Source organism: Falsiroseomonas sp. E2-1-a4, assembly GCF_051433165.1.
In the GTDB taxonomy this organism is placed as follows: domain Bacteria; phylum Pseudomonadota; class Alphaproteobacteria; order Acetobacterales; family Acetobacteraceae; genus Falsiroseomonas.
The window spans coordinates 1-21,865 of the sequence record NZ_JBHMFS010000019.1; the positions used below are offsets into that span (position 1 = coordinate 1).

A 21,865-nucleotide genomic window follows, 5' to 3' on the forward strand; every position below is an offset into this window, starting at 1 on the left:
GAAGCATTCGACGACGGACACGACGGGCAGGTCAAGTTGGAGGCGCTGCGGCTCTATGGGCTGCCGGAGGATGCGCCGGCGATCGTCTGTGGCTGCCCGCTGGGACGCGGACGCGAACCCTGGCAGCGGAGGCGATGGGGGATCTGCCCAGCTTGGCGTCCGGCGGCTTGGCACTGATCTCCGCAGGATCAACGCTTGGTGCGTTTGCTACCAGCACAGGCGTGGTCCGACGCAGGGGCCACTGTCGCCAAACTGAGAACCCGAGCGAGGTCGTCGACCGAGTAGGGCTTGTGGAGCAGCGGAAAGCCGTGGCGCCCCTCGGTTGCGAGAACCTGGCTGTAGCCACTGGTCAGCACGACCGGTAGGTCCGGCCATCGGACACGAAGTAGCCCGGCCAGTTCAACGCCGCTCATGCCCGGCATGACAACGTCCGAAAAGACGATATCAAATGCGCCACCATGCTCCTCCAGCAGGCCAAAGGCCTCCGTCGCGTTCATGGCAAGCGCCGTTTGACAGCCGAGATCGCGCAGAAGCAGCATTGCCAACTCAGCAACCTGCGCATCATCCTCGACGACAAGCACGCGGCGGCGCCTGGCCTTCCTTGCGTGGTCGAACGTGCCGACTTCCGCTGAAACCATGGCGGGTGGCTCAGACCGAGGCAGGTAGAGAGTGAAGCACGCGCCCTCGCCCGGCCGGCCTGCAACATCCACGTCGCCACCCGACTGCTTGGCAAAGCCATACACCTGGCTGAGTCCCAGGCCCGTTCCCTTGCCGATCTCCTTGGTCGTGAAGAACGGTTCGAACAGTCTCTGCATCGTGTCCGCGGAGATGCCCGTGCCAGTATCGGTGATCGACAGAATGATGTGCTCCCCGGCAACAGGCTGATGTGCACGGATTCCAGGCAGGGCCCCAACGATGCCGACCGTGATGGTCAGCGTTCCCTGTCCATCCATGGCATCGCGCGCATTCACTGCCATGTTGACCAGGGCGGTATCGAATTGGCTTGGATCAGCTTCAACAAAACATGGCACCGCCGCGGTGCCGATTTCGAGCTGGATGCGTGCGCCGATCATGGTCTGCAACATCTCGGCGATGCCTTGCACGCGCCCGGCCACGTCGAAGATCTCTGGCTTCAAAGCCTGGCGTCGGGCGAATGCGAGAAGCTGGCGCGTCAGCGTGGCCGCCCGCTCCGTGGTGTCGGAAATCGCATCGACATAGCGGCGCCGGCGCTCCTCCGGGAGGTCCTGCCGACGCAGTAGCTCCGCCGAGGATCGGATGATCGTCAGGAGGTTGTTGAAGTCGTGGGCAACCCCGCCGGTAAGCTGCCCAAGGGCATCCAGTTTCTGGCTCTGGCGCAGCTGGTCCTGCGCCTCGGTCAGTTCGGCGGCCCGCTGGGCGGCCCGAGTTTCCAGCGACTCGTTCAGTTCGCGAAGCTGCTCCTCGGTCTGCCGGGAGGCGGTGATGTCGCGAGAGACGGAAAGCAGCTTCACCGGCGTGCCGTCCGGCCCATTGATCGGCGTCACCACCACGTCCCACCAACGCGGCGAGCCCGCCATCGTGGTGGCAAAACCCTGAAAGCGACCGGTCCCGCCACGCCGAGCCTCCTCGACGGCGGCCACGGATTTCGCGTGCTCCTCGCCGCGCCAGAGATCGGGCCAGCAGGTGCCTTCGACAACGCCGAAATCGTCCACCTCCATCACCTGCATGCCGCCTTCGCTCATGAAGATCACACGGGCGTCGAGGTCAAGAACCTTGATGCAGTCAGCGGAACTCTGGATGATGCGGCGGTTGAATTCCTCGCTGGCCCGCAGGGCGGCTTCCGCCCGGACCCGCTCGGTCAGATCGATGGTGACGGACAGCAGTGCGGGCGGCTGGTTGTGCTCGCTGTCCAGCCGCGTCAGGGTGCAGCTGACAATGACCTTCGCTCCGTCTGGCCGGAGATAGCGCTTTTCGAATGATGCCGGCATGCCGGTGCGGGCCGTTCGTTCCGACTGTTCCAGCGTAACCGCAACATCGTCCGGGTGGGTCACCTCCACGAAGGTGCTCTCCAGCAAGTCTTCGCGGGACCTGCCGAGCATGCGGCAGAAGGCGTCGTTGACACGCCGAAAGCGACCATCCAGCGCCACCTCGGCAAGGCCCACCGCTGCGAGCTTGAAGATGGCGTTGAGGCGCTGCTCACTCATCCGAAGATCGGCCTCGGCGACCACGCGCTCGGTCACGTCCGAGCCCTCGACGAATATGCCCGTTACTGCGCCGTCCGAGTCGGTGATCGGCTGGTAGACCAGGTCGACGAAGCGTTGTTCCACCGCAGCTCCAGGTTGGCGCTGCAACGCGACGGACAAGGCGCGCCCGACGAATGGCGTGCCGGTGGTATAAACCTGGTCGAGCAACTCGTAGTACCCCTGTCCTTCAATTTCCGGGAGCGCCTCCCGCACCGACCTGCCGACCACGCTGCGGTGGCCGACGAGTTGCTCAAAGGCGTGGTTGGCGAATTCGAACTTCTGCGCACGGCCGCTGAGCATCGCCATGAAGCCGGGCGCCTGTTCGAACATTCGCGACATACGTTCGCGATCGGCTACATCGCGGCGCTCGGCGAGGACACGCTGGGTCGTCTCGACGACCGTGACGAGCAGACTCGCGACCGCAGTGCCCACGTAGCGGAGTGGGCTGAAGGTCAGGTTGAACCAGGCATCCTCCTGCCGGCCGTTCCGCTCAATGGTCAGCTTCTGGTTCTCGAAGGACCGCGTCTCGCCGCGGAATACGGCCGCGAAGATCGGCTCGTTGAAGGCCCAGATCTCCGGCCAGCAGACGCGGTTCGGTTGGCCAAGCCCCGCAGGATGCTTTGGGCCCATGATTCGGGCGTAGGCGTCATTGTAGACCTGGACGAAGTCGGGTCCACACAGCAGGACCATGGCCATTGGTGAACCGAGCACCAGATCGACCGTCGCGCGCAGGCCGGCCGGCCAGGTCTCGGAGGGGCCGAGCGGCGTCGCTGACCAGTCATGGGCACGGATCAGCGCGCCCATCATGCCGCCCGCGATGGGAAAGTCGCTGCTGTGGGTGGTTCTGCCTATGTCGTACTGCATGGTCTTGCCACATCTTTCGCCCAAATCATCGCGTGTTGCTCGGGGCTGGCCGCATCATCGAGGGTGGGGAAGTTCGCGTGTTGCGCCGTTGCGCCGCATGTCCTGACACGGTCAGGACCACAGTGGGGCAAGCTGAGCCGGCAGTTCTGGTCAGGGAGACGGGCTGAACAGGCTGGAATGGGCCCATCCCAGTGTCGTCTGGCCATCGCCGAGATGGATCCAGCCCCCGGGCGCCCGGTCGAGCACCACGTAGCTGCGGCCGCGCATCGCAGTCCACAGAATGTCCGCGTCGCCTGCTGGCGCCGCACGCACGCGCACCGGCGAAACCACAACCACCCGAGCCAGCGGTGCGGCAGCGGCCTCGGCATCCGGCTGCACGAGCGCCGTGACCTGCGACGCGTCAGCGCCTGCGGCTGTTGCCACCTGCGGGTCGCGACAATAGCGGAGGGCTGGACCCTGCTGCGAGCCACCACGCCCAAGTCCCGGCCCGACCTCCATGATGACCATGGCCGGGCGCGTCCTCGCGATTGCCTCGCCGTCCTGCGCTGCGGCGGCCCGGGCGGCGGCGGTTGGCTTGTGCAGGACAACCCGGGCAACGACCTGCATGGCCTCCGCGCCCGCCATTGGCAGCAGCGCGCAGACCACGATCTCATCGGCCACGGTCAGTGGGTACAGCCGAACGTCCGACAACTGGCCTTGCACACCTGCATCGCGCAGATGAGCCCGAACGGCAACCACCGCGACATCCTCCTGCTCCAGGGTCTGTCCGCTCGCGCCGCGTCGCGCGGTCTCCAGGACGGGGTCGGCCGCGGCGGCACGCGGATCACGGCGTTCCCAGCCCCAGCCCAGCGCAGCCGCGCTACCGGCTGCCAATGCGGTCAAGCCAACGATGGTTTTTTTTACAGCTGGGGCTGGCATGGGTCTGAATTTCCACGGGGGAGGGGGTGGTTCGGAACGCAATAAACACGGTTAATGAAGCATAAGTTTGGTAAAAATCTGACCGAAGGGAAGTCAAGGATCTTTGCAGTTACAACGTCCCGCTTGGCTTCTGATGTAGAAAACCTATAAATACACTGCGGTAATCGTTCAACTCTTAAAAATCAGATTAATTTTTTGTAGGTGATGCAACCTTTCTTGAAAAGACACAACACGTTGTTTGAAAGAGGCGTTTTTTATTTACTGAACCGGCACACGCTTGCCGTGAATTTGACACTTTCGGCCCCGCAACATCGCCATCCCGGATCGGCGGGCTGAGTGCATCTGGAGAACGACGTGACTCGTCTGGATCAACTGCCGCGTTGGCTGGCCTGGGCGTCACTGCCCTTGGTCATCCTGCTGCTGCTTTTCGCCTTCTGGTCCTGGGATTGGTTCATCCCGCTGGCTGAACGCCGCGCCTCCGCCGCCATTGGCCGGCCCGTGACGATCGCGCATCTGCACCTGCGCCTCGGCCGGGTCGTCGTGCTGACGGCCGAAGATGTCCGAATCGCGAACCCCCCAGGCTTCGTCGCCGATCCACCCTTCGCTCAGGCGGAGCGGCTGATCGCACGGATCGACCTGCTGGGGTCCTGGCGCGCAGCAGCGTTGGTGCTGCCGGAGGTCGAAATCGTGAAGCCCGTTGTCGAGGCGGCCGCACACGAGGATCGCCGCAGCAACTGGGTCCTCGATGTCGCGGCCGCGCCTCCGGGCCAGCCGTCCTCGCTGCGAATCGGCACCCTGCGAATCACCGAGGGCGTCGCCCACATCGTCCTGCCGCACCTTGAGGCCGATCTGCGGCTGGCGATCGCCACGCGCGAGGAGGCCGGTACGGCGCCGCGCCTCGCGGCCGACATCACCGGCACCTATGCCGGCCAGCCGATCACGGGGCAGGCGCTGGGCGGCGCCGTATTGGACTTGCAGGCAGATGCGCCCTGGGCGCTCAGCCTGCAACTCGCCAACGGCCCGACACGGATTTCACTTGAGGGCACGCTGCGGGACCCCCTGGCCTTGCGGGGCGCCGAGCTGCGCCTGGTGATGCAGGGGCCCGACATGGCGCTGCTGGAGAAGCTGACCGGTGTGCCGATCCCCCGCACGCCGAACTACGAGGTCGCCGGGCGCCTCGACTATGCCGAGGATCGCTTTCGCTTCAGCGAAATCGCCGGCCGCGTTGGCCAGACCGACATCGACGGCACGCTCACGGTCGGCACGGCGGGAACGCGCGTGAATGTGGAAGGAGAACTTCACTCGCGCCGCGTCGACCTGGCGGATCTCGGTGGCTTCATCGGCGAGGAACCCGGCCGCGTGACCACGCCCGGCCAGACGCCTGAACAGCGTCGCGACCTGGCCCGCAATGAGGCCCGCGCCCGCATGCTGCCGGATGAGCCGATCAACCTGCCGAAACTGCAATCGACCGACATCCGCATCAGCTACCGCGCCGACAGCGTCATCGGTCGCAACGTGCCCTTCGATTCTCTCCGCGCGGAGCTGGAGATAAAGGAAGGCGTGGTGCATCTGCGGCCGCTGACGCTCGGCGTCGGGCGGGGCCAGATTGCCGGCAACGTCACCCTGACGCCGGCCGAGGAAGGCCGCATGCAGGCCGAGGCCGATGTGCAGTTTCAGCGCCTGGACCTGTCGCGGCTGATGCAGGCGACGCGGACCTTCGAGGGTGCCGGCACGATCAGCGGGCGGGCGCGCATCCAGGGTGCCGGCAATTCCTTCGCCGCCATCCTCGGCGCTGGCAACGGCACGCTGACGCTGGCGATGTCCGGCGGCAACCTCTCCGCCCTGTTGGTCGATCTGTCCGGTCTGCGGCTGGCAAACGCGCTGCTGTCCTCGCTCGGCGTGCCAGGGCGCACGGCCGTGCAGTGCTTCGTCGGTGATCTGGTCCTCCAACGTGGTGTGCTGAACCTGCGCACGGTGCTGCTGGACACGGAGGATGTGCTGGTCGCCGCGACCGGCAGCGTGAACCTGGCGCGGGAACGGCTGGACGTGCGGCTGCGCAGCGAGTCGAAAAGCTTCACCATCGGTACCCTCCCAACCTCCATCCTGATTGCAGGCAGCTTTCGCAACCCCTCCGTTGGGCCGGAGCTCGGCGAACTGGCCGCGCGTGGCGGCGCTGCGGTGGGGCTGGCTGCGTTGTTGGCGCCGGTTGCCGGGCTGCTGCCGACCATCCAGTTCGGCATCGGTGAAGACAACCGCTGTGAAGCCATGGTCCGGCGTGGTGCGCGTCCAGCCGCGCGCTGAATTTCTGAAATCATAACCCCATCCAGCAAAGCGACCATCAGGCCATGAGCGACGCTGTGCCCGTCAGCCGCCAGTTCTTCCGTGACTTCGCCCGACTTGCCCTGCCCTACTGGACCGAGAAGGGACGCTGGCGGCCGCGGCTCTTGACCGGGCTGCTGGTCCTGCTGGTGGTCGCCCAGATCGCGCTGGTGCTGCGGCTGAATGTCTGGAGCGCGGATCTGTTCGACGCGCTGGAACGGCGCTCAGCAGAAAACGCGATGGCGCAGATCGGCATCTTTGTGCTGATCCTGGCGGGCACCATGATCACGAACATGGGCCACCTGACGGTCAAGCGGCACCTGCAGCTGGACTGGCGGCGGTGGCTGACTGCCCGCGTCGTCGGGCACTGGATGGAGGATGCACGGCATTTCCAGGCTGGCCTCATCCCCGGCGACCATGCCAATCCAGATGGGCGCATCGCCGAGGACATCCGCGTGATGACCGAGGCCGCGGTCGATCTTGCCAGCACGCTGTTCTACTGCCTGCTGCTGCTGGTGACGTTTGTCGGCATTCTATGGTCGCTGTCAGGTTGGATAACGGTGCTTGGGGTAAATGTGCCGGGCCATCTGGTGCTGCTAGCGTTCCTCTATGCCGGAATCGGAGCCGTTGTTGCCTTCGTTCTGGGCCGGCCGCTGGTGCAGGCCACGGATATTCGCCAAACCAAGGAAGCCAACTTCCGCTACGATTTGGTGCGCGCACGCGAAGCCGCCGAGCCGATCGCGATTGCGCGCGCGGAAGCCGCCGAGCGTCGCCGTTTGACAGTGGGGTTCGAGACGATCGCGATGGCTTGGAAGGATCAGTCCGTTGGGCTGGCCCGGCTGATTGCCTTTTCCTCGGGCTATGTTGCGCTCGCTGCCGTGTTCCCCATTCTGGTTGGCACGCCGCGCTTCCTCGAAGGAACGCTGTCGCTCGGCCGCCTCATGCAATCGGCGCAGGCATTCCAGCAGGTCACCGCGGCGCTGTCCTGGCCGGTAGACAACCTACCGCGCATCGCCGAATGGCGCGCCTCTGTCGAGCGTGTGCTGGCGCTGGAGGAGGCGGTTCAGGTGGTCGCACTGGAGACCGCCCGAGCAGGAGAGACCGCCATCAACATGGACCGCTCTCCCGGCCCGTGGCTCGGCGTTTCTGATCTTTGGGTGGCGGAGCCCGATGGCACGGCGCTGCTGACAAACCTGGCGCTGCAAGTGAAACCCGGCGAGCATGTGCTGGTGGATGGCGACGCAGAGGCCGCGGCTGCGTTCTTCCGGGTCGTTGCCGGCATCTGGCCATGGGGCCACGGCCGCATCGACCTGCCGGCAGATGCCCTGCTGGTCGCCAGTGGCCGCCGGGTGTTCCTCCCACGAGGCACGCTGCGCAATGCGTTGGCGCTATCGGATGAGGAAGCTGACGAAGCCATTCTGGAGGCGCTGGCCGCGGTCGGGCTGGCTTCGCTGACGGCTCGCCTGGATCAATCGGAAGACTGGTCGGAGGTGCTGAACGGCGCTGACCTCCAGCGGCTTGCCTTTGCCCGGCTGCTGCTGCTCCGGCCGGGCTGGGTGGTGCTGGGCGATGCAACGGATGCGCTGGACCCGGGTTCAGCCGATGCGCTGCTCCGCCTGGTTGCCACGCGCCTGCCGCAGGCGGCGGTGGTGCTGATCGGTCAGCATCCGGGATCAACCGAAGCCTTTGATCGCCGGCTGGCGCTGCATCGCTCCAAAGCCGGAGAGGTGCTGTTGAACGCGGTCTATGCCCGACGCCAAGCCGCACGCACCCCGAAGCGTAGGCCACTCAAGGTCGTGGACTGGCTGCAGAAGGGCTACCCGCCGGATGCGCCGAGCACGATGCATGGGTAAGCCGGCGAAGGTCCTGGGGCTGCCATTGCCAGGAATCACGATGGCGCCCCCTTGCCCGGGCACATCACTACCCCAGTCGGGGCTGGCGCGCGCTGCTTCGGGTTCACCATCGCATCCCGGTTCGCCACCGCGTTTCGTCCTCGTTTCGGCGAATCGCCGCTGGACACGGTGCGGCGCGACCGGATGCGCGGCACCAGCGTGGCTCCGGCCTCGTTCACCGACCGTTTCCACGCGCGTGGGTCGCGAACAAGGGGGATGCCGGGAACTGCGGTCGGCAGCGACGATCACGGATAGACCACAAGCCGCTCCACGACACAGCCCGGCCACGGCGGGACAGGACGAGCGTGTAGAACCGTTTCCCTGGGCGACACGCCCGCCCAGGACGCTGTTCATGCGCGGTGCCCGCCCCTTGGCGTCAGGACCGGGTCCCGAAACGTCTCGCGGCCCGATGGTCACGGCGCCCTGGCACCAGAGGCCCCGCGGAGGTTACGCGCCCGATCACGGTGCGCGCCGGGTTCGCCCCGCGCGCAATCCGTCCAGCGCCTCGGCACCGATCACCCAAAGGATCTTCCAGCCCGCCCTGACAGTGCCGGACAGGGTTCCCGAAATCTTCGATTGCCCGATGCGGCGCCGGTAGCCCACCGGCACCTCCCGCACCCGCAGGCCAAGGCGGGCGGCACGGACCTGCATCTCGACCGTCCAGCCCCAGGTCTCGTCGCGCATGGCCAGGCGCGCCAGCGCATCGCGCCGGATCACGCGGAACGGGCCGAGATCGGTGTAGCGTACCCCCCAGATCAGGCGGATCAGCAGGCAGGCCAGCGCATTGCCGACGCGTTGCTGGGGCGTCAGCGCGCCCGGCTCCACGCCAAGCGTGCGCGCGCCGATCACCAGATCTTCCTCTCCCGTCGCGATCGGGGCGAGCAGCCGCACGATATCCTCCGGTCGGTCGGCGGCGTCGGCGTCCATGAACAGCACCGTATCCACCTCGGGCGACAGCGCCGCGATGCCGGCCAGGCAGGCGCGACCATAGCCGCGACGCGGTTCCGCCACGACGCGGGCGCCGAGGCGGTGCGCAACCTCGGGCGTCCCATCCGTGCTGGCGGTGTCCACCACGATCACCTCGATGATCCAGGCCGGGATCGCCGACAGGACCTGCGGCAGTGCCGCAGCCTCATTGTGGGCGGGAATGACGATGCCGATGCGCAGGCCGCCTGGCGCGCTCATACGCGCGCCGACTTCCGGGTCCAGGCCATGATGAGTAGCACCAGCACCCCCCCAAGATGGATCGCCGCCAGGCCATAGGCGAAAAGCCCGCCGAGTCCCAATCCGCGCAACGCGAAGAAGGCGTAGTAGATCGGCAACAGCACCGCAGGCAGCAGCAGCGCCCGGCAGCCCAGCGCCGCGGCGAAGGGCAGGAACCAGACCGCATACCAGGGGAACTGCGCCGGGGAGAGGTAGAAGATCGCGGCCGCGACGATCAGCGCGCCCCGGATCAGCGCTGCCGGCTCCCCCGGTGGCGGGCGCGCCACCGCCAGCGCCACCGTGGCCCCGGCGAGCCCGAGCAAAGGTCGCAGCAGCTCGGCGAGGCCAGGCCCGAATCCCGCCTGCACCCAGGCCAACGGCGCGTTGTTGGCCACCCAGCCGGTGGCAAAGGCGTTGAGCCCGGCATCCGGCGCGGTTGCCGTGGCCAGCAACGGCAACAGCGTGACCGCCGCCGTCAGGCCGAAAACCGCGGCTGCCGGCAGCCTGGCGCCGGCCGGCAGCCAGCGCGCGAGCAGCGGCACCAGCAGCACCGGCCAGAGCTTCACCCCCGCCGCCAGCCCGAGCAGGCCCCCCGCCAGCGCCCCGCGCCCACCAAGCGTGGCCAGCAGCGCGCCGACCAGCAGCGGCGGCAGCAGCGCGTCCGCATGCGCGGCGTTCGCCAGCACCAGCGGCAGCAGCGGGCAGCACCACCAGATGGCGGCGCGCATCAGGGGCAGGCCCGCCCGCCGCAGCAGCGCCGCCAGCAGCAGCAGCGCCACAAGCTCCGCGCCGAGCATCACGAGGCGCAGGCCCAGCAGTTCCCACGGCGCGATCCAATGCGCCAGCAGGAAGGCCGCCTGGGCGGTGCCGGGGTAGATGCTGCGGAGCCACGCGAAGGGCAGCACCGCGCGCAGCGCCGCCCCCGCTTCGCCGAGCGCGGGCGGCACGCCAGCGGCGGGCGGCGGGCCCCAGGGCGAGAGGCCATGCGCCGCCAGCGCCCCGTCCCACAGGTAGCGCAGCGCATCGGTGTCGAGGACCGCCGGGGTGCCGAACCAGGCCAGCCGCATCGCCACGCCGAGGGCGAACACCGCCACGATCACCGCTGGCCGCGGCCGCAGCCGCTCCAGCGGCCCGATCGCCGCGAACCAGGCCGCCCCGCCGAGCAGGGCGAGGCCGACAAAGGCGAAGATCCCGGGCGCCGGCGCGCGCGTTTCGTCGGCGAGGGCGGGGGCGAGGGCGACCATGCCGGCCTGGGCCAGGGCCATCACTGCCGCCGCCGCGATCAGCCGCCATCCCTCGCCCCGCGCGGTGTCAGGCCCCATCTGCGTAACCCTGGCCTTGCCTGCGGCGATGATGAGCTGAGGGCTTCGCTGCCGCCACGCCGCCGATGAAAGCGACACCATGCTGACAGAATTCCGCCTGAGCCGCCGCCTTGTCGTGACGGCCGGTGCCGGTGGCGCCGCGCTGGCGGCGCTGGGGGGCGTAGCGCTGGGCTGGCCCTGGCGCAGCGGCCTGCCCGATCCCGCCGATCCGCGCACCACGATGGAGGCGGTCGAGCAGGCCGTGGCCCGGCTGCTGCCCGTGCCGGAGATCACCGGGGCCGAACTGGCACGCCGGCTCGCGGCCGGGGAGCGCATGGTGCTGTTCGACGTGCGGGAGGCCGAGGAATACGCGCAGAGCCGCATCCCCGGCGCGCTCCGCGTGCCGCCCGCAGCTTCGGGCGCGTCCGTCCTGGCGGAGCACGGCGCGCGCATGGCCGGCGCGACGGTGGTGCTCTACTGCGCCGTGGGCTGGCGCTCGGGCCTGATGGTGCAGGGCATCCGGGAGGCCGCGGCGCAGGCGCCAGCCGCGGCGCTGCTCAACCTCCGCGGCGGCATCTTCCGGTGGCATGCCGAGGCTGGGCCGCTGGAATTCGCCCCCGGCGCCACCGGCGTGCATCCCTTCGACACCGGCTGGGGCCGGCTGCTCCGGCGGATGACCGGCGGCTGAGCAACAACGGCTCATGCGCCCGGCGGGGCGTCATTCAGCGCCCAGTCATAGGTATCCTCGGCGATGGCGATGGTGGTGCGCTCGCCGAGCTGCGCGGCCAGCGCCGGCGCTGCGTAGCGGCGCAGATGGGCGACCACGCCCGCCTCGTTGCCGCCGAAATCCTCGCGGAACCAGGTGAAGATCGAGGAGACGCGCAGCCGCCCGTCCGGCAGCACCGTCACCCCGCGCGGGTGGTTGACGAAGGCGACGGCGGCGGCGTCCAGCTCCGCCTCTAGCGTCGCCGCCCGCCAGGCGCGCGGCCAGATGTTGGGGCAGCCGATCGAGGCGCAGTTCACCGCATAGTGCACGCGCGGATCGCGGAAGGTCGGGCGCATCGTCTCATGCTCGATGTCGTCAAGCGACATGCGCCGCCCCTCTACGGTGATAAGCCGCGTGCGCCACGGCCCGAACCAGCCCTTCGGGTCGAGCGGCACGCCGGTGGAGCGGATGTCCCGGATGGAGCGAACCGGGTAGCGTTCCAGCACCACCTTCAGCGTCAGCGCGTTGTAGAGATTGCCCCAGAAGGCGAAGGCCTCCGCGTGCGCCATGGCGGAGGGGCGGCGCGTCGCGGCCGCCGCGATCCACCCATCCAGCGCGCCCATATCGGCGGCGGAGGCCTTCCAGGCGGCGTAGCGCAGGCGCGTAACGCCATCGGGGTGCGGGACGACATGGCGGGCGAGCAGCGCATCCAGCGCGGCATCCGCATCGGCATACGCGGCGCGCGGCGGCAGCGCGATCATCGGCAGCACGAGAAGGGGAAGCCCGAGGAGGGTACGGCGGCGTGTCATGTGCTGCTCCATCAGTTGCGCGCGAAACGGGCCTTGAGCGGGATCTCCGCCAGCACGTCGCCATGTCCGGCCCCGTGGGTTGGCCCCGTGGGCTGGCCCGTCGCATCCATCACGGTCAGGCCTCATTCGGTTTGCACGACACTTCGGCGGACGGGTCGTTTTGGTTACGGGAGGGGCCGCCCTATTCATCACGGAACGTCGCTATGGGCAGGCCGTCTCGGCGCCGGCCCAATCGGCCAGCAGGGCGCGCGTGTGCCGCGCCGCGCCGCCGTCCACGCCCGATGCCAGGCATGGCGCTGGCCCGGCGAGTTCGTTCTGCAGTCGGAGGAAGTCCTGGGGCTCGTCGACATCGTACCATGTCCGCAACAGCGTGACAGGCAGGCCGATTTCCGTCGCGCGGTGTAGCGTGCAGGCGAGCACCTCCGGCGTGCTCCAGGCGATGTCCTGGAAAAGCCGGGGGTGGGGCCGCTTCAACCCGACAAGGTAGTAGCCGCCGTCGAGCGCGGGGCCGAGGACGACGCGGTCGCCGGGCGCGCGGAGCGCGGCGATGGCCTCGACGAGAACATCCGTCGGCAGGGTCGGACTGTCGCCGTTCACCATGATTGCGCAGTCGTGGCCGTCGGCGAGGAAGGCCGTCATGCTCATATCCAGAACCGAGCCAACGCTCGCCTCCTGGCGCAGCACCAGCGTCCAGGGCAATGGCAGCAGCGCCCGCAGCGATGCCTCCGATCCGGCCGGACTGAAGAGTGCGAAAAGGTGTCGGTCGAGCGGGCCGGGGACGGCCTCCAGGGCGGCGGCGACGTCGCGGATGAAGCAGGCGGATAGTCGTGCGACCCTCTCCGCCCCGAGCAGTGGCCGAAGGCGTGACTTTCCGCCGCCAACGCCCGGCGTCTTGCAGACAATCGCAATCGCGGCCCCCAGACCCATCGCCCCTCATCCGCTTTGTTAACCCTGCTCTACGTCCACGAGACCGGGAAGGTTACGTCAGATGCGCGCGTTTTTGGAGCCCAGCTTCAGGAGGGGTGCCGGCTCAGCTGCCCGCCCCACTGCTTCCGCACCGCCAGCGGCACCCGGACGGGTGCGGTTCTGAGAAGGGGCTGGCCGATCGTTCTCAGCCTTGCAGTACGTAGGTGCCGGGCGCGTCTTCCCGCGCGGGAAAGCCGGCCTCCGGTGCCCCCATGGGCGGCGGCGGCACGCCCTCGCCTGGCGTCTGCGCCTCCAGCCAACCGGCCCAGGCCGGCCACCAGGATCCCTCTTGCGGCGCGTGCAGCTCCATCCACTCATCCGCGTCGATCCAGACGTCGCCAGCCTGGCGTGTCGCGATGCGGAAATGGCGGTGCGCGTGTCCAGGCTCGCTGACGATGCCGGCATTGTGGCCACCGCTGGTCAGCACGAAGGTCACCTGATCTGCATCCGCTTGCGCATGGATCTTGTAGACGGAACGCCAGGGCGCGACATGGTCGCGTTCCGTGCCCACCGCAAAGATCGGCACGCGGATGTTCTGAAGCGCCGCCGGCCGGGCATCCACCATCAGCCGCCCCGCCGCGAATTCATTGTCCAGGTAGATTCGGCGCAGATATTCGGCATGCATCCGATAGGGCATGCGCGTGGTGTCCGCGTTCCAGGCCATCAGGTCGATCATCGGCGCGCGTTCGCCCATCAGATAGTCATGCACCATGCGCGACCAGACCAGGTCGCTGGAGCGCAACAGCTGAAAGGCGCCGGCCATCTGGTCCGCGGCCAGGTAGCCGCGGTCCCACATCATGCTGTCCAGCAGATGCATCTGGCTGTGGTCGATGAACAGCGCCAGCTCCCCGGGTTCGGTGAAATCGGTCTGCGCGGCGAGCAGCGTGAGCGAGGCCAGCCTTTGGTCGCCGGCGCGCGCCATGGCGGCCGCGGCGATGGCCATCAGCGTGCCACCCAGGCAGTAGCCGGTCGCGTGGACCCGCTGCCCTGGCAGGATCGCGCCCACCGCATCCAGCGCCGCCACCACGCCCATGCGGCGATAATCATCCAGCGCCAGGTCACGATCCGCCGCGGTCGGATTGTGCCAGGAGATGCAGAACACCGTGTGCCCACGGGCCACGAGATAGGCGATCAACGAGTTCTGCGCCGACAGGTCCAGGATGTAGTACTTCATGATCCAGGCCGGCACGATCAGGATCGGTTCCGCCCTCACCTGCTCCGTCGCCGGCGCGTATTGGATCAGCTCCATCAGTCGATTGCGGTGGATGACGCGCCCCGGCGTGCGGGCCACATCGCGGCCGACGACGAAATCCTCCGTGCCCCGGGGGCGGCTGACCGGCCATCGTCCGGCCCGCATCCTCCATCCAGTTCTGCATCCCCTGCAGCAGGTTCATGCCGCCCGTTTGCCAGGTGGCCTGCAGCACCGCGGGATTTGTGAAGGGCACGTTGGCGGGCGAGAAGATGTCGAGGATCTGCCGTGCGGTGAAGGAGACCACTTCCTCATGATGCGGCGTCACGCCCGGCACGTCATGCGTCACATTGTGCCACCATTGCTGGTTGAGCAGGAAGGCCTGCTGCCACAGCCGGAAGGGCCATTGCTGCCAGCCGGGATGGCGGAAGCGCGTATCGCCCGGCAGCGGCGCGATGCAGGGCGGTGATTCCGGATGCAGGGCACTCGTTGCCATCTCGCCGGCCAGCCGCGCCGATTTGCGCAGCGCCTTGTGCAACAGCTCCGCCTGCTTGCCTGGTGCGCGCGCCAGATGGATGGACCAGTCGAACAGCGCCAGCGCCAGGGCGGCGCGCGAAATGCCGGAGGAGGATCTCGCGCTCAGCGCCTCCGCCATGCGGTCGATGGCCCGAAAACTCGCGGTGTCGATCGGATCCTCACGCCGCGTCGCGCAGGCATCGATGTTCGCCCCGGTCATGTCATCGATCCTTCACTGTCCTGCCCCGGAAACTGTGATCTCGCATTCGTGAGATGGCAATGCAGGACTGGCACCACGGCAAATCGTGGAAGCCCTTGGCGTGGCTGCGCAGTAGCGGTGACGGCGACCGCAAATCCTTGACGCAGATCAATGCCCGGCGAGGCACTGGCGCCTAGGCAGGCGCCTTACCGCAAGAGGCAGGGATCGATCATGTCGAACCACAAGGCCGCCGCCGCGCCGCAGACCAGCACCATGCCGGCCAACCCATTCCTCGCCGCCGGCGATTGGACCAAGCCGCTGATGGACGTGCCCGGCAAGTTGCAGGAGGAGGCAATGAGCTTCGCCGCGCAGCGACTGCGCGCCCAGGCGGAGTTCCTGGAAGGCCTGGCCGCCTGCCGCAGCCCGGCCGAGCTGATGGAGCGCCAGGGCCAGTTCCTGCGCTCGGCGATGGATGCCTATTCCGCAGAGGCGGGCAGGTCGTGGAAGCTGTTGCAGGGCCCCAGCGCCTGATCGAAAGCGGATACGCGGCATGATGGCCAACGCCCGGCGCCACCTTCCCCTGGTGGCGCTGCTTCTCATCGTGGCCGTCGCCGTCTTCTATGGCTGGCGCGCATGGCAGCCCGCCGGCCTGCCAGACGGCATCGCCAGCGGCAATGGCCGCATCGAGGCGGTGGAGATCGACGTCGCCACCAAGCTCGCCGGCCGGTTGCAGGAGGTGATGGTTCGCGAGGGTGACTTCGTGACCGCCGGCCAGGTGATCGCGCGCATGAACACCGACCAGTTGCAGGCGCAGCGCCGGGAGGCCGAGGCGCAGCTGCGGCGCGCGCGCATCGGCATCCGCACCGCCGGCAGCGTGGTCACCCAGCGCCAAGCCGAACGCATGGCCGCGGACGCCGTGGTGGCGCAGCGCGAGGCGGAGCAGGAGGCGGCGGAACGCCGCGCCGCCCGCACCGAGCAGCTCGCCCGCGGCAACAATGCCTCGCAGCAATTGCTGGATGACGACCGCGCCCGATTGCAGGGCGCCATCGCCGCCACCGGCGCCGCGCGCGCCCAGCGCGCCGCCGCCGAGGCTGGCATCGGCGCCGCGGAATCGCAGGTGGTGGATGCGGAGGCGGCGGTGGAGGCAGCGCAGGCCACGCTGGAACGGATCGATGTGGAAATCGAGGACAGCACTCTGCGCGCACCGCGGGAGGGCCGCGTGCAGTACCTGGTCTCCCAACCCGGCGAGGTGCTGGCCGCGGGCGGGCGCGTGCTGAACATGATCGACGTCACGGACGTCTTCATGACCTTCTTCCTGCCGACCGAACAGGCCGGCCGCACCGCCTAGGGCGCGGAGGCGCGCATCATCCTGGATGCGGCGCCACGGCTGGTGATTCCCGCCGAGGTCTCCTTCGTCTCCGACACCGCACAGTTCACGCCGCGCACGGTGGAGACGGCGCAGGAACGCCAGAAGCTGATGTTCCGCATCCGCGTGCGCATTCCCCCGGCGCTGCTGCGCCAGCATATGGAACAGGTCAAGACCGGCCTGCCCGGCATCGCCCATGTCCGCCTCGACCCCACCACGGAATGGCCGGCCGCGCTGCAGGCGACGATCGCGCCGTGACGGCAACGCCGGTGGCGCGGCTGGACCAGGTCGCCCTGTCCCATGGGGCCAACAAGGCGCTGGACGGGGTGACGCTGGACCTGCCCGCAGGCTGCGTGGTGGGGCTGATCGGGCCGGATGGCGTCGGCAAGTCCAGCCTGCTGGCGCTGATCGCCGGTGCCCAGGCGATCCAGCAGGGGCGGGTGGAGGTGCTGGGCGGGGACATGGCGCAGGCGGCACATCGCCGGCGCAGCGGGCCACGCATCGCCTATATGCCGCAGGGCCTGGGCAAGAATCTCTACCCCACGCTGTCCGTCTTCGAGAATGTCGATTTCTTCGGCCGGCTCTTCGGGCATGGCAAGGCCGAGCGGGCCCGCCGCATCGCGGAACTGCTGCGCAGCACCGACCTGTCCCGCTTCGCCGACCGGCCGGCGGGCAAGCTCTCCGGCGGCATGAAGCAGAAGCTCGGCCTGTGCTGCGCGCTGATCCACGACCCGGAGCTGCTGATCCTGGACGAGCCGACCACCGGCGTGGACCCGCTCTCCCGCCGCCAGTTCTGGGAGCTGATCGCGGCGATCCGCATGGGCCAGCCCGGCCTCAGCGTGCTGGTGGCGACCGCCTACATGGAGGAGGCGGCACGCTTCGACTGGCTGGTGGCGATGGAGGCCGGGCGCGTGCTGGCCACCGGCACGCCGCGCGACCTGTTGGAGCAAACCGGCGCGGCCGATCTGGACGCCGCCTTCATCGCCCTGCTGCCGGAGGCACGGCGCGCCGGCCACCAGGCGGTGGCGATACCGCCGCGCCCCGAGACGGCGGCAGCGGAGATCGCGATCGAGGCCGATCACCTGACCATGCGCTTCGGCGATTTCACCGCCGTCGACGATGTCAGCTTCCGCATCCCGCGCGGCGAGATCTTCGGCTTCCTCGGCTCCAACGGCTGCGGCAAGACCACGACGATGAAGATGTTGACCGGCCTGCTGCCGGCCAGCGCCGGCACGGCGAAGCTGTTCGGCCAGCCGGTCGCGGCGCAGGACGTCGCGGGGCGGCGGCATGTCGGCTACATGTCCCAGGCATTCTCGCTCTATACCGAGCTGACGGTGCGGCAGAACCTCGACCTGCACGCCCGCCTGTTCAACCTGCCGCCCGAGACCATCCCCGATCGCATCGCCGAGATGTGCCGCCGCTTCGGGCTGGAGGGGGTGATGGAGGCGCTGCCCGACTCCCTGCCGCTCGGCATGCGGCAGCGCCTGTCGCTGGCGGTGGCGATGATCCACACGCCCCGCCTGCTGATCCTGGATGAGCCCACCTCCGGCGTCGATCCGGTGGCGCGCGACGCCTTCTGGCGCATCCTTGCGGAGCTGTCGCGGCAGGATCAGGTGACGATCTTCGTCTCCACCCATTTCATGAACGAGGCGGCGCTCTGCGACCGCATTTCCCTGATGCATGCCGGCCGCGTGCTGGTCAGCGACACGCCCCAGGCGATCCGCGCGGCCCGCGGCGACGCCACCTTGGAAGAGGCCTTCATCGGCTATCTCCAGGACGCGACGGGGCCGGAGGCCGTGGCACCCGAAGCGCCGCCGGCGCCCGCTGACAAGGCGCCCGCTTCCGCTCCGCGGGGCTTCGATCCGCGCCGCCTCGGGGCCTATGCCTGGCGGGAAGCGTTGGAGCTGCAACGCGATCCGATCCGCACCGCCCTGGCGCTGATCGGCAGCCTGATCCTGATGTTCGTCATCGGCTATGGCATCAACCTGGATGTCGAGAACCTGACCTTCGCCGTGCTGGACCGCGACGGCAGCGCCGCCAGCCGCGATTACAGCGGGCAGATCGGCGGGTCCCGCTATTTCATCGAACAGCCGCCGATCCTCGACTACGCCGATCTCGACCGGCGCATGCGGCGCGGGGAGATCAGCCTGGCCGTTGAAATCCCCGCCGGCTTCGGGCGAGACCTGGCGCGCGGCCGGGCGGTGGAGGTCGGCGCCTGGATCGACGGCGCCATGCCGACGCGGGCGGAGACCGTGCGCGGCTATGTGCAGGGCATGCATGCCGCATGGCTGACCCAGCGCGCGTTGGAAGGCCAGGGCGCCGCCGCCGCGCTGGGCAGCTTCACGCTGGAAATCCGCTACCGCTACAATCCGGATGTGCAGTCCCTGGTGGCCATCGTGCCGGCGGTGATTCCGCTGCTGCTGATGATGATCCCGGCCATGCTGGCGGCGCTGAGCGTGGTGCGGGAGAAGGAGTTGGGCTCGATCCTCAACTTCTACGTCACCCCGGTGACACGTCTGGAATTCCTGCTGGGCAAGCAGGCGCCCTATGTGGCGCTGGCGATGCTGAACTTCCTGATGCTGGCGGGCCTCTCCATCCTTGGCTTCGGCGTGCCATTCAGCGGCAGCTTCCTGGCGCTGGCAGCTGCCGCGCTGCTGTATGTGGTGGCCGCCACGGCGCTGGGGCTGGTGATTTCTGCCTTCATCTCCAGCCAGATCGCGGCGATCTTCGGCACGGCGCTGATCACGCTGATCCCCGCCGTGCAGTTCTCCGGCATGACCGACCCGGTCTCCTCGCTCGAAGGCGTCGGCGCGCTGATCGGGCAGATCTATCCGACCAGCCATTTCATGACCATCGCGCGCGGCACCTTCTCCAAGGCCCTGGGCTTCGGCGATCTCGTCGGGTCGTTCCTGCCGCTGGCGCTGGCGGGGCCGGTGCTGATCGGCCTGGCCGCGCTGCTGCTGCGCAAGCAGGCGCGCTGACCATGCGCAACATCCTGCAGCTCGGCATCAAGGAATTGCGCGGTCTGGCGCGGGACGTGGTGCTGGTGCTGCTGATTCTGTATTCCTTCACCCTGTCCATCCACACCGCCTCCCGCGCCATGCCGGAGGCGTTGAACAAGGCGGCCATCGCGGTGGTGGATGAGGACCGGTCGCAGCTTTCCGCGCGCTTGTCCGGCGCCTTCTACCCACCGCACTTCACCCTGCCGCCGCTGATCACGGCGCAGGAGATGGACCGGCGGATGAATGCGGGTCAGGACACCTTCGCGCTCGACATCCCACCGAATTTCCAGCGCGACCTGCTGGCCGGCCGGGTTCCGTCGCTGCAGCTGAACGTCGATGCAACGCGGATGACGCAGGCCTTCACCGGCGGCGGCTATGTGCAGTCCATCGTCAGCGAGGAAATCGCCACCTTCCTCAACCGGCAGGAGGGCGCGAGTGTCACGACGGTTGGGCTGGCGCTGCGCGCGCGCTTCGACCCGGAACTGAGCAGGGCCTGGTTCGGTGCGATCAATGAGGTGATTTCCGCCATCACCATGCTCTCCATCATCCTGACCGGCGCGGCGCTGATCCGGGAGAGGGAGCACGGGACGATCGAGCATCTGCTGACCATGCCGGTGACGCCCTTCGAGATCATGGCGAGCAAGATCTGGTCGATGGGACTGGTGGTGCTGCTGGTGGCCACCTTCTCGCTGGTGGTGGTGGTGCAGGGGCTGCTGGAGGTGCCCTTGCAGGGGTCGCTCGCGCTGTTCCTGCTGGGCACGGCTTTGCAGCTTTTCGCCACCACCTGCCTTGGCATCTACCTGGCCACGCTGGCCGGAACGATGCCGCAATTCGGTCTGCTGCTGATCCTGGTGCTGCTGCCGATCCAGGTGCTGTCCGGCGGCATGACGCCTCGGGAGAGTATGCCGGAGGTCATCCAGACCATCATGCTGCTCGCGCCCAACACGCATTTCGTCATGCTGGCACAGGCGGTGCTGTTTCGCGGCGCCGGGTTCGATGTGGTCTGGCCGCAGCTTCTCGCACTGATGGCGATCGGCGCTGGCCTGTTCCTGTTGGCGCTGCGCCGCTTCCGGCAGTTTTTGCGGTAGGGGGTTGTGGGAAGGGGCGTTGCGTCTCCGCGCCCCCCCCACCCCCCATTGGGTGGAGAGGGTTCTGTGGGGACCCTCAGATCGGGCAGACGCCGGCGTCGCCAGTTCCACCGCCTCGTGCAGCAGATCGGGGCCGGAGGCCTCGACATGATCGCGCCGTGCTTCAGGACCCGGCCGTCTAGTCGATGCGGATGCCGCTATCGCGGATGATCGGCGTCCACTTCGTGCGCTCGGCGGCCAGCGCCTCGTTCATCTGGTCCGGCGTGCTCCAGCGCGGCTCAAGCCCGTTGCGGTTGAGCACCGCCGTCACATCGGCGTCGTTCAACGCCACGCGCATCGCCGCGTTGAGGCGGGCGATGGCGGCTTCCGGCGTGCCGCGCGGCGCCATCACCGCGTACCAGGACGGCACGTCGAAGCCCGGCAGGCCGGATTCCGCGACGGTGGGAATGTCCGGCATCAGGCGTGAGCGCTCGACATGGGGAATCGCCAGGGCGCGCAGCTTGCCCTCACGCACCTGTGGCAGCACCGAGGCGGCGGTGGCGAAGGAGTAGTCGATCCGGCCGCCCAGCAGATCCGTCACCACGAGCCCGCCGCCGCGATAATGCACCGCGGTGGTGTCGGTCCCCGCGGTGCGGTTGAACAGCAGCCCCGCCAGATGCGGTCCGCCCGCGATGCCGCTGGTGCCATAGGAAAGCTGCCCCGGCGCAGCCTTTGCAGCGGCAACCAGTTCGGCCACGTTGCGCCAGGGCCGGTCGGGCGGCAGCACCAGAATGTTGAACAGGTCGACCGCCACCGAAACCGGTACCAGGTCACGCGCCGGGTCGACCGGCAGGCGGATCACCATCGGGCTGACCACCAGGGCCCCCAGCGTCGCCAGCAGCAGCGTGTGGCCGTCGGCGGGGCTGCGCGCCACCACCTCGGTCGCGATGTTGCTGCCCGCGCCGGGGCGGTTTTCGACGATCACGGGCTGGCCCAGCGCCTCACCCATCTTCGGCGCGATGGCACGCGCGGAGATGTCGGTCGCCCCGCCCGGCGTGAAGCCGACAATCAGGCGCAGCGGACGCGAGGGAAAACCCTCTTGCGCCAGGGCCGGGGCGGCAAGTGGCAGGGCGGCGGCACCCAGCAGGGTGCGGCGGCTGAAGGCAGTCGTGGTCATGGTGCTTCGTTCCCAGGCGATGATTGTTGACAGTCTTATCGCATGAACGGTGCGGGATACGAAACAGCCCATGTCCTTCCCGCTGGTGCCGCCGCGGCGGGTTGACAGGACTGGAAACGCCGGTGCCATCTTCCAGGCACTTGCTGGCA

The 21,865-nt window shown here is 68.5% G+C and carries 16 protein-coding genes and 1 pseudogene; 8 read left to right on the forward strand and 9 right to left on the reverse strand.

Features of this window, described 5'->3' with window-relative positions:
• Positions 1-188 precede the first annotated feature (188 nt).
• Together ACFHNC_RS18920 and ACFHNC_RS18925 are read right to left on the reverse strand one after the other, a co-directional pair.
• Positions 189-3,086 carry a PAS domain-containing protein gene (locus ACFHNC_RS18920; RefSeq protein WP_437170800.1) on the reverse strand — a complete coding sequence of 966 codons (2,898 nt, stop codon included), beginning with the start codon at positions 3,084-3,086 and terminating at the stop codon, positions 189-191.
• A 150-nt stretch (positions 3,087-3,236) separates the two neighbouring features.
• Positions 3,237-4,004, reverse strand: coding sequence for a hypothetical protein (locus tag ACFHNC_RS18925; protein ID WP_437170801.1), 768 nt, complete (start codon positions 4,002-4,004; stop codon positions 3,237-3,239).
• Positions 4,005-4,358: 354 nt separating this feature from the next.
• On the opposite strand from ACFHNC_RS18925, the gene ACFHNC_RS18930 reads away from it, so the two are divergent.
• Together ACFHNC_RS18930 and ACFHNC_RS18935 are read left to right on the forward strand one after the other, a co-directional pair.
• Complete coding sequence (locus tag ACFHNC_RS18930; RefSeq protein WP_437170802.1) at positions 4,359-6,305, forward strand: AsmA family protein; 1,947 nt, start codon at positions 4,359-4,361, stop codon at positions 6,303-6,305.
• Positions 6,306-6,349: 44 nt separating this feature from the next.
• A complete protein-coding gene (locus tag ACFHNC_RS18935) occupies positions 6,350-8,176 on the forward strand; it encodes an ABC transporter ATP-binding protein/permease (protein WP_437170803.1) in 1,827 nt (608 codons plus the stop codon).
• Positions 8,177-8,674: 498 nt separating this feature from the next.
• Here the strand turns inward: ACFHNC_RS18935 and ACFHNC_RS18940 are convergent, their stop codons facing one another.
• Both ACFHNC_RS18940 and ACFHNC_RS18945 read right to left on the reverse strand, forming a co-directional pair.
• Positions 8,675-9,400, reverse strand: coding sequence for a glycosyltransferase family 2 protein (locus ACFHNC_RS18940; protein ID WP_437170804.1), 726 nt, complete (start codon positions 9,398-9,400; stop codon positions 8,675-8,677).
• Complete coding sequence (locus ACFHNC_RS18945) at positions 9,397-10,740, reverse strand: hypothetical protein (RefSeq protein WP_437170805.1); 1,344 nt, start codon at positions 10,738-10,740, stop codon at positions 9,397-9,399. The genes ACFHNC_RS18940 and ACFHNC_RS18945 overlap by 4 nt, the downstream gene beginning before the upstream one ends.
• Before the next feature lie 79 nt (positions 10,741-10,819).
• Here ACFHNC_RS18945 and ACFHNC_RS18950 point away from each other — a divergent pair, with 79 nt between their 5' ends.
• Entirely contained in the window at positions 10,820-11,407 is a 588-nt protein-coding gene (locus tag ACFHNC_RS18950; protein WP_437170806.1) for a rhodanese-like domain-containing protein, read from the forward strand.
• 11 nt (positions 11,408-11,418) lie between these two features.
• On the opposite strand, the gene ACFHNC_RS18955 is transcribed toward ACFHNC_RS18950, so the two are convergent.
• The 4 genes and pseudogenes from ACFHNC_RS18955 to ACFHNC_RS18970 all read right to left on the reverse strand — a co-directional run.
• Positions 11,419-12,234: a DUF547 domain-containing protein gene (locus ACFHNC_RS18955; protein WP_437170807.1), complete on the reverse strand. Its 816-nt coding sequence runs from the start codon at positions 12,232-12,234 to the stop codon at positions 11,419-11,421.
• Positions 12,235-12,435: 201 nt separating this feature from the next.
• Entirely contained in the window at positions 12,436-13,161 is a 726-nt protein-coding gene (locus tag ACFHNC_RS18960) for a TIGR04282 family arsenosugar biosynthesis glycosyltransferase (RefSeq protein ID WP_437170808.1), read from the reverse strand.
• 184 nt (positions 13,162-13,345) lie between these two features.
• A complete protein-coding gene (locus ACFHNC_RS18965; protein WP_437170809.1) occupies positions 13,346-14,557 on the reverse strand; it encodes a PHA/PHB synthase family protein in 1,212 nt (403 codons plus the stop codon).
• Positions 14,558-14,606: 49 nt separating this feature from the next.
• Positions 14,607-15,125: pseudogene (locus tag ACFHNC_RS18970) on the reverse strand (poly-beta-hydroxybutyrate polymerase N-terminal domain-containing protein); the annotation flags it as partial.
• A gap of 210 nt (positions 15,126-15,335) precedes the next feature.
• On the opposite strand from ACFHNC_RS18970, the gene ACFHNC_RS18975 reads away from it, so the two are divergent.
• Genes ACFHNC_RS18975 through ACFHNC_RS18995 form a run of 5 tightly spaced genes read left to right on the forward strand, consistent with a single transcriptional unit; the run spans position 15,336 to position 20,560 of the window.
• On the forward strand, positions 15,336-15,635 hold the full coding sequence (locus ACFHNC_RS18975; protein ID WP_437170810.1) for a phasin family protein: 300 nt from the start codon (positions 15,336-15,338) through the stop codon (positions 15,633-15,635).
• A gap of 19 nt (positions 15,636-15,654) precedes the next feature.
• Positions 15,655-16,452, forward strand: coding sequence for an HlyD family secretion protein (locus ACFHNC_RS18980; RefSeq protein ID WP_437170811.1), 798 nt, complete (start codon positions 15,655-15,657; stop codon positions 16,450-16,452).
• Positions 16,453-16,494: 42 nt separating this feature from the next.
• Positions 16,495-16,728 carry a hypothetical protein gene (locus ACFHNC_RS18985; RefSeq protein WP_437170812.1) on the forward strand — a complete coding sequence of 78 codons (234 nt, stop codon included), beginning with the start codon at positions 16,495-16,497 and terminating at the stop codon, positions 16,726-16,728.
• A complete protein-coding gene (rbbA, locus tag ACFHNC_RS18990; protein ID WP_437170813.1) occupies positions 16,725-19,451 on the forward strand; it encodes a ribosome-associated ATPase/putative transporter RbbA in 2,727 nt (908 codons plus the stop codon). The genes ACFHNC_RS18985 and rbbA overlap by 4 nt, the downstream gene beginning before the upstream one ends.
• A gap of 2 nt (positions 19,452-19,453) precedes the next feature.
• On the forward strand, positions 19,454-20,560 hold the full coding sequence (locus tag ACFHNC_RS18995; RefSeq protein WP_437170814.1) for an ABC transporter permease: 1,107 nt from the start codon (positions 19,454-19,456) through the stop codon (positions 20,558-20,560).
• 178 nt (positions 20,561-20,738) lie between these two features.
• Here the strand turns inward: ACFHNC_RS18995 and ACFHNC_RS19000 are convergent, their stop codons facing one another.
• Positions 20,739-21,716, reverse strand: a complete 978-nt coding sequence (locus tag ACFHNC_RS19000) for a Bug family tripartite tricarboxylate transporter substrate binding protein (RefSeq protein ID WP_437170815.1) — start codon at positions 21,714-21,716, stop codon at positions 20,739-20,741.
• Positions 21,717-21,865: the final 149 nt, after the last annotated feature.

What these genes read in the sequence shown, in the direction of transcription:
- ACFHNC_RS18975 (WP_437170810.1), top strand. Translation starts at nt 15,336, where the DNA reads ATGTCGAACCACAAGGCCGCCGCCGCGCCGCAGACCAGCACCATGCCG.
- ACFHNC_RS19000 (WP_437170815.1), bottom strand. Translation starts at nt 21,716, where the DNA reads ATGACCACGACTGCCTTCAGCCGCCGCACCCTGCTGGGTGCCGCCGCC.
- ACFHNC_RS18965 (WP_437170809.1), bottom strand. Translation starts at nt 14,557, where the DNA reads ATGCGGGCCGGACGATGGCCGGTCAGCCGCCCCCGGGGCACGGAGGAT.
- ACFHNC_RS18980 (WP_437170811.1), top strand. Translation starts at nt 15,655, where the DNA reads ATGATGGCCAACGCCCGGCGCCACCTTCCCCTGGTGGCGCTGCTTCTC.
- ACFHNC_RS18950 (WP_437170806.1), top strand. Translation starts at nt 10,820, where the DNA reads ATGCTGACAGAATTCCGCCTGAGCCGCCGCCTTGTCGTGACGGCCGGT.
- ACFHNC_RS18940 (WP_437170804.1), bottom strand. Translation starts at nt 9,400, where the DNA reads ATGAGCGCGCCAGGCGGCCTGCGCATCGGCATCGTCATTCCCGCCCAC.
- ACFHNC_RS18955 (WP_437170807.1), bottom strand. Translation starts at nt 12,234, where the DNA reads ATGACACGCCGCCGTACCCTCCTCGGGCTTCCCCTTCTCGTGCTGCCG.
- ACFHNC_RS18925 (WP_437170801.1), bottom strand. Translation starts at nt 4,004, where the DNA reads ATGCCAGCCCCAGCTGTAAAAAAAACCATCGTTGGCTTGACCGCATTG.
- ACFHNC_RS18960 (WP_437170808.1), bottom strand. Translation starts at nt 13,161, where the DNA reads ATGGGTCTGGGGGCCGCGATTGCGATTGTCTGCAAGACGCCGGGCGTT.
- ACFHNC_RS18945 (WP_437170805.1), bottom strand. Translation starts at nt 10,740, where the DNA reads ATGGGGCCTGACACCGCGCGGGGCGAGGGATGGCGGCTGATCGCGGCG.
- ACFHNC_RS18920 (WP_437170800.1), bottom strand. Translation starts at nt 3,086, where the DNA reads ATGCAGTACGACATAGGCAGAACCACCCACAGCAGCGACTTTCCCATC.
- ACFHNC_RS18995 (WP_437170814.1), top strand. Translation starts at nt 19,454, where the DNA reads ATGCGCAACATCCTGCAGCTCGGCATCAAGGAATTGCGCGGTCTGGCG.
- ACFHNC_RS18935 (WP_437170803.1), top strand. Translation starts at nt 6,350, where the DNA reads ATGAGCGACGCTGTGCCCGTCAGCCGCCAGTTCTTCCGTGACTTCGCC.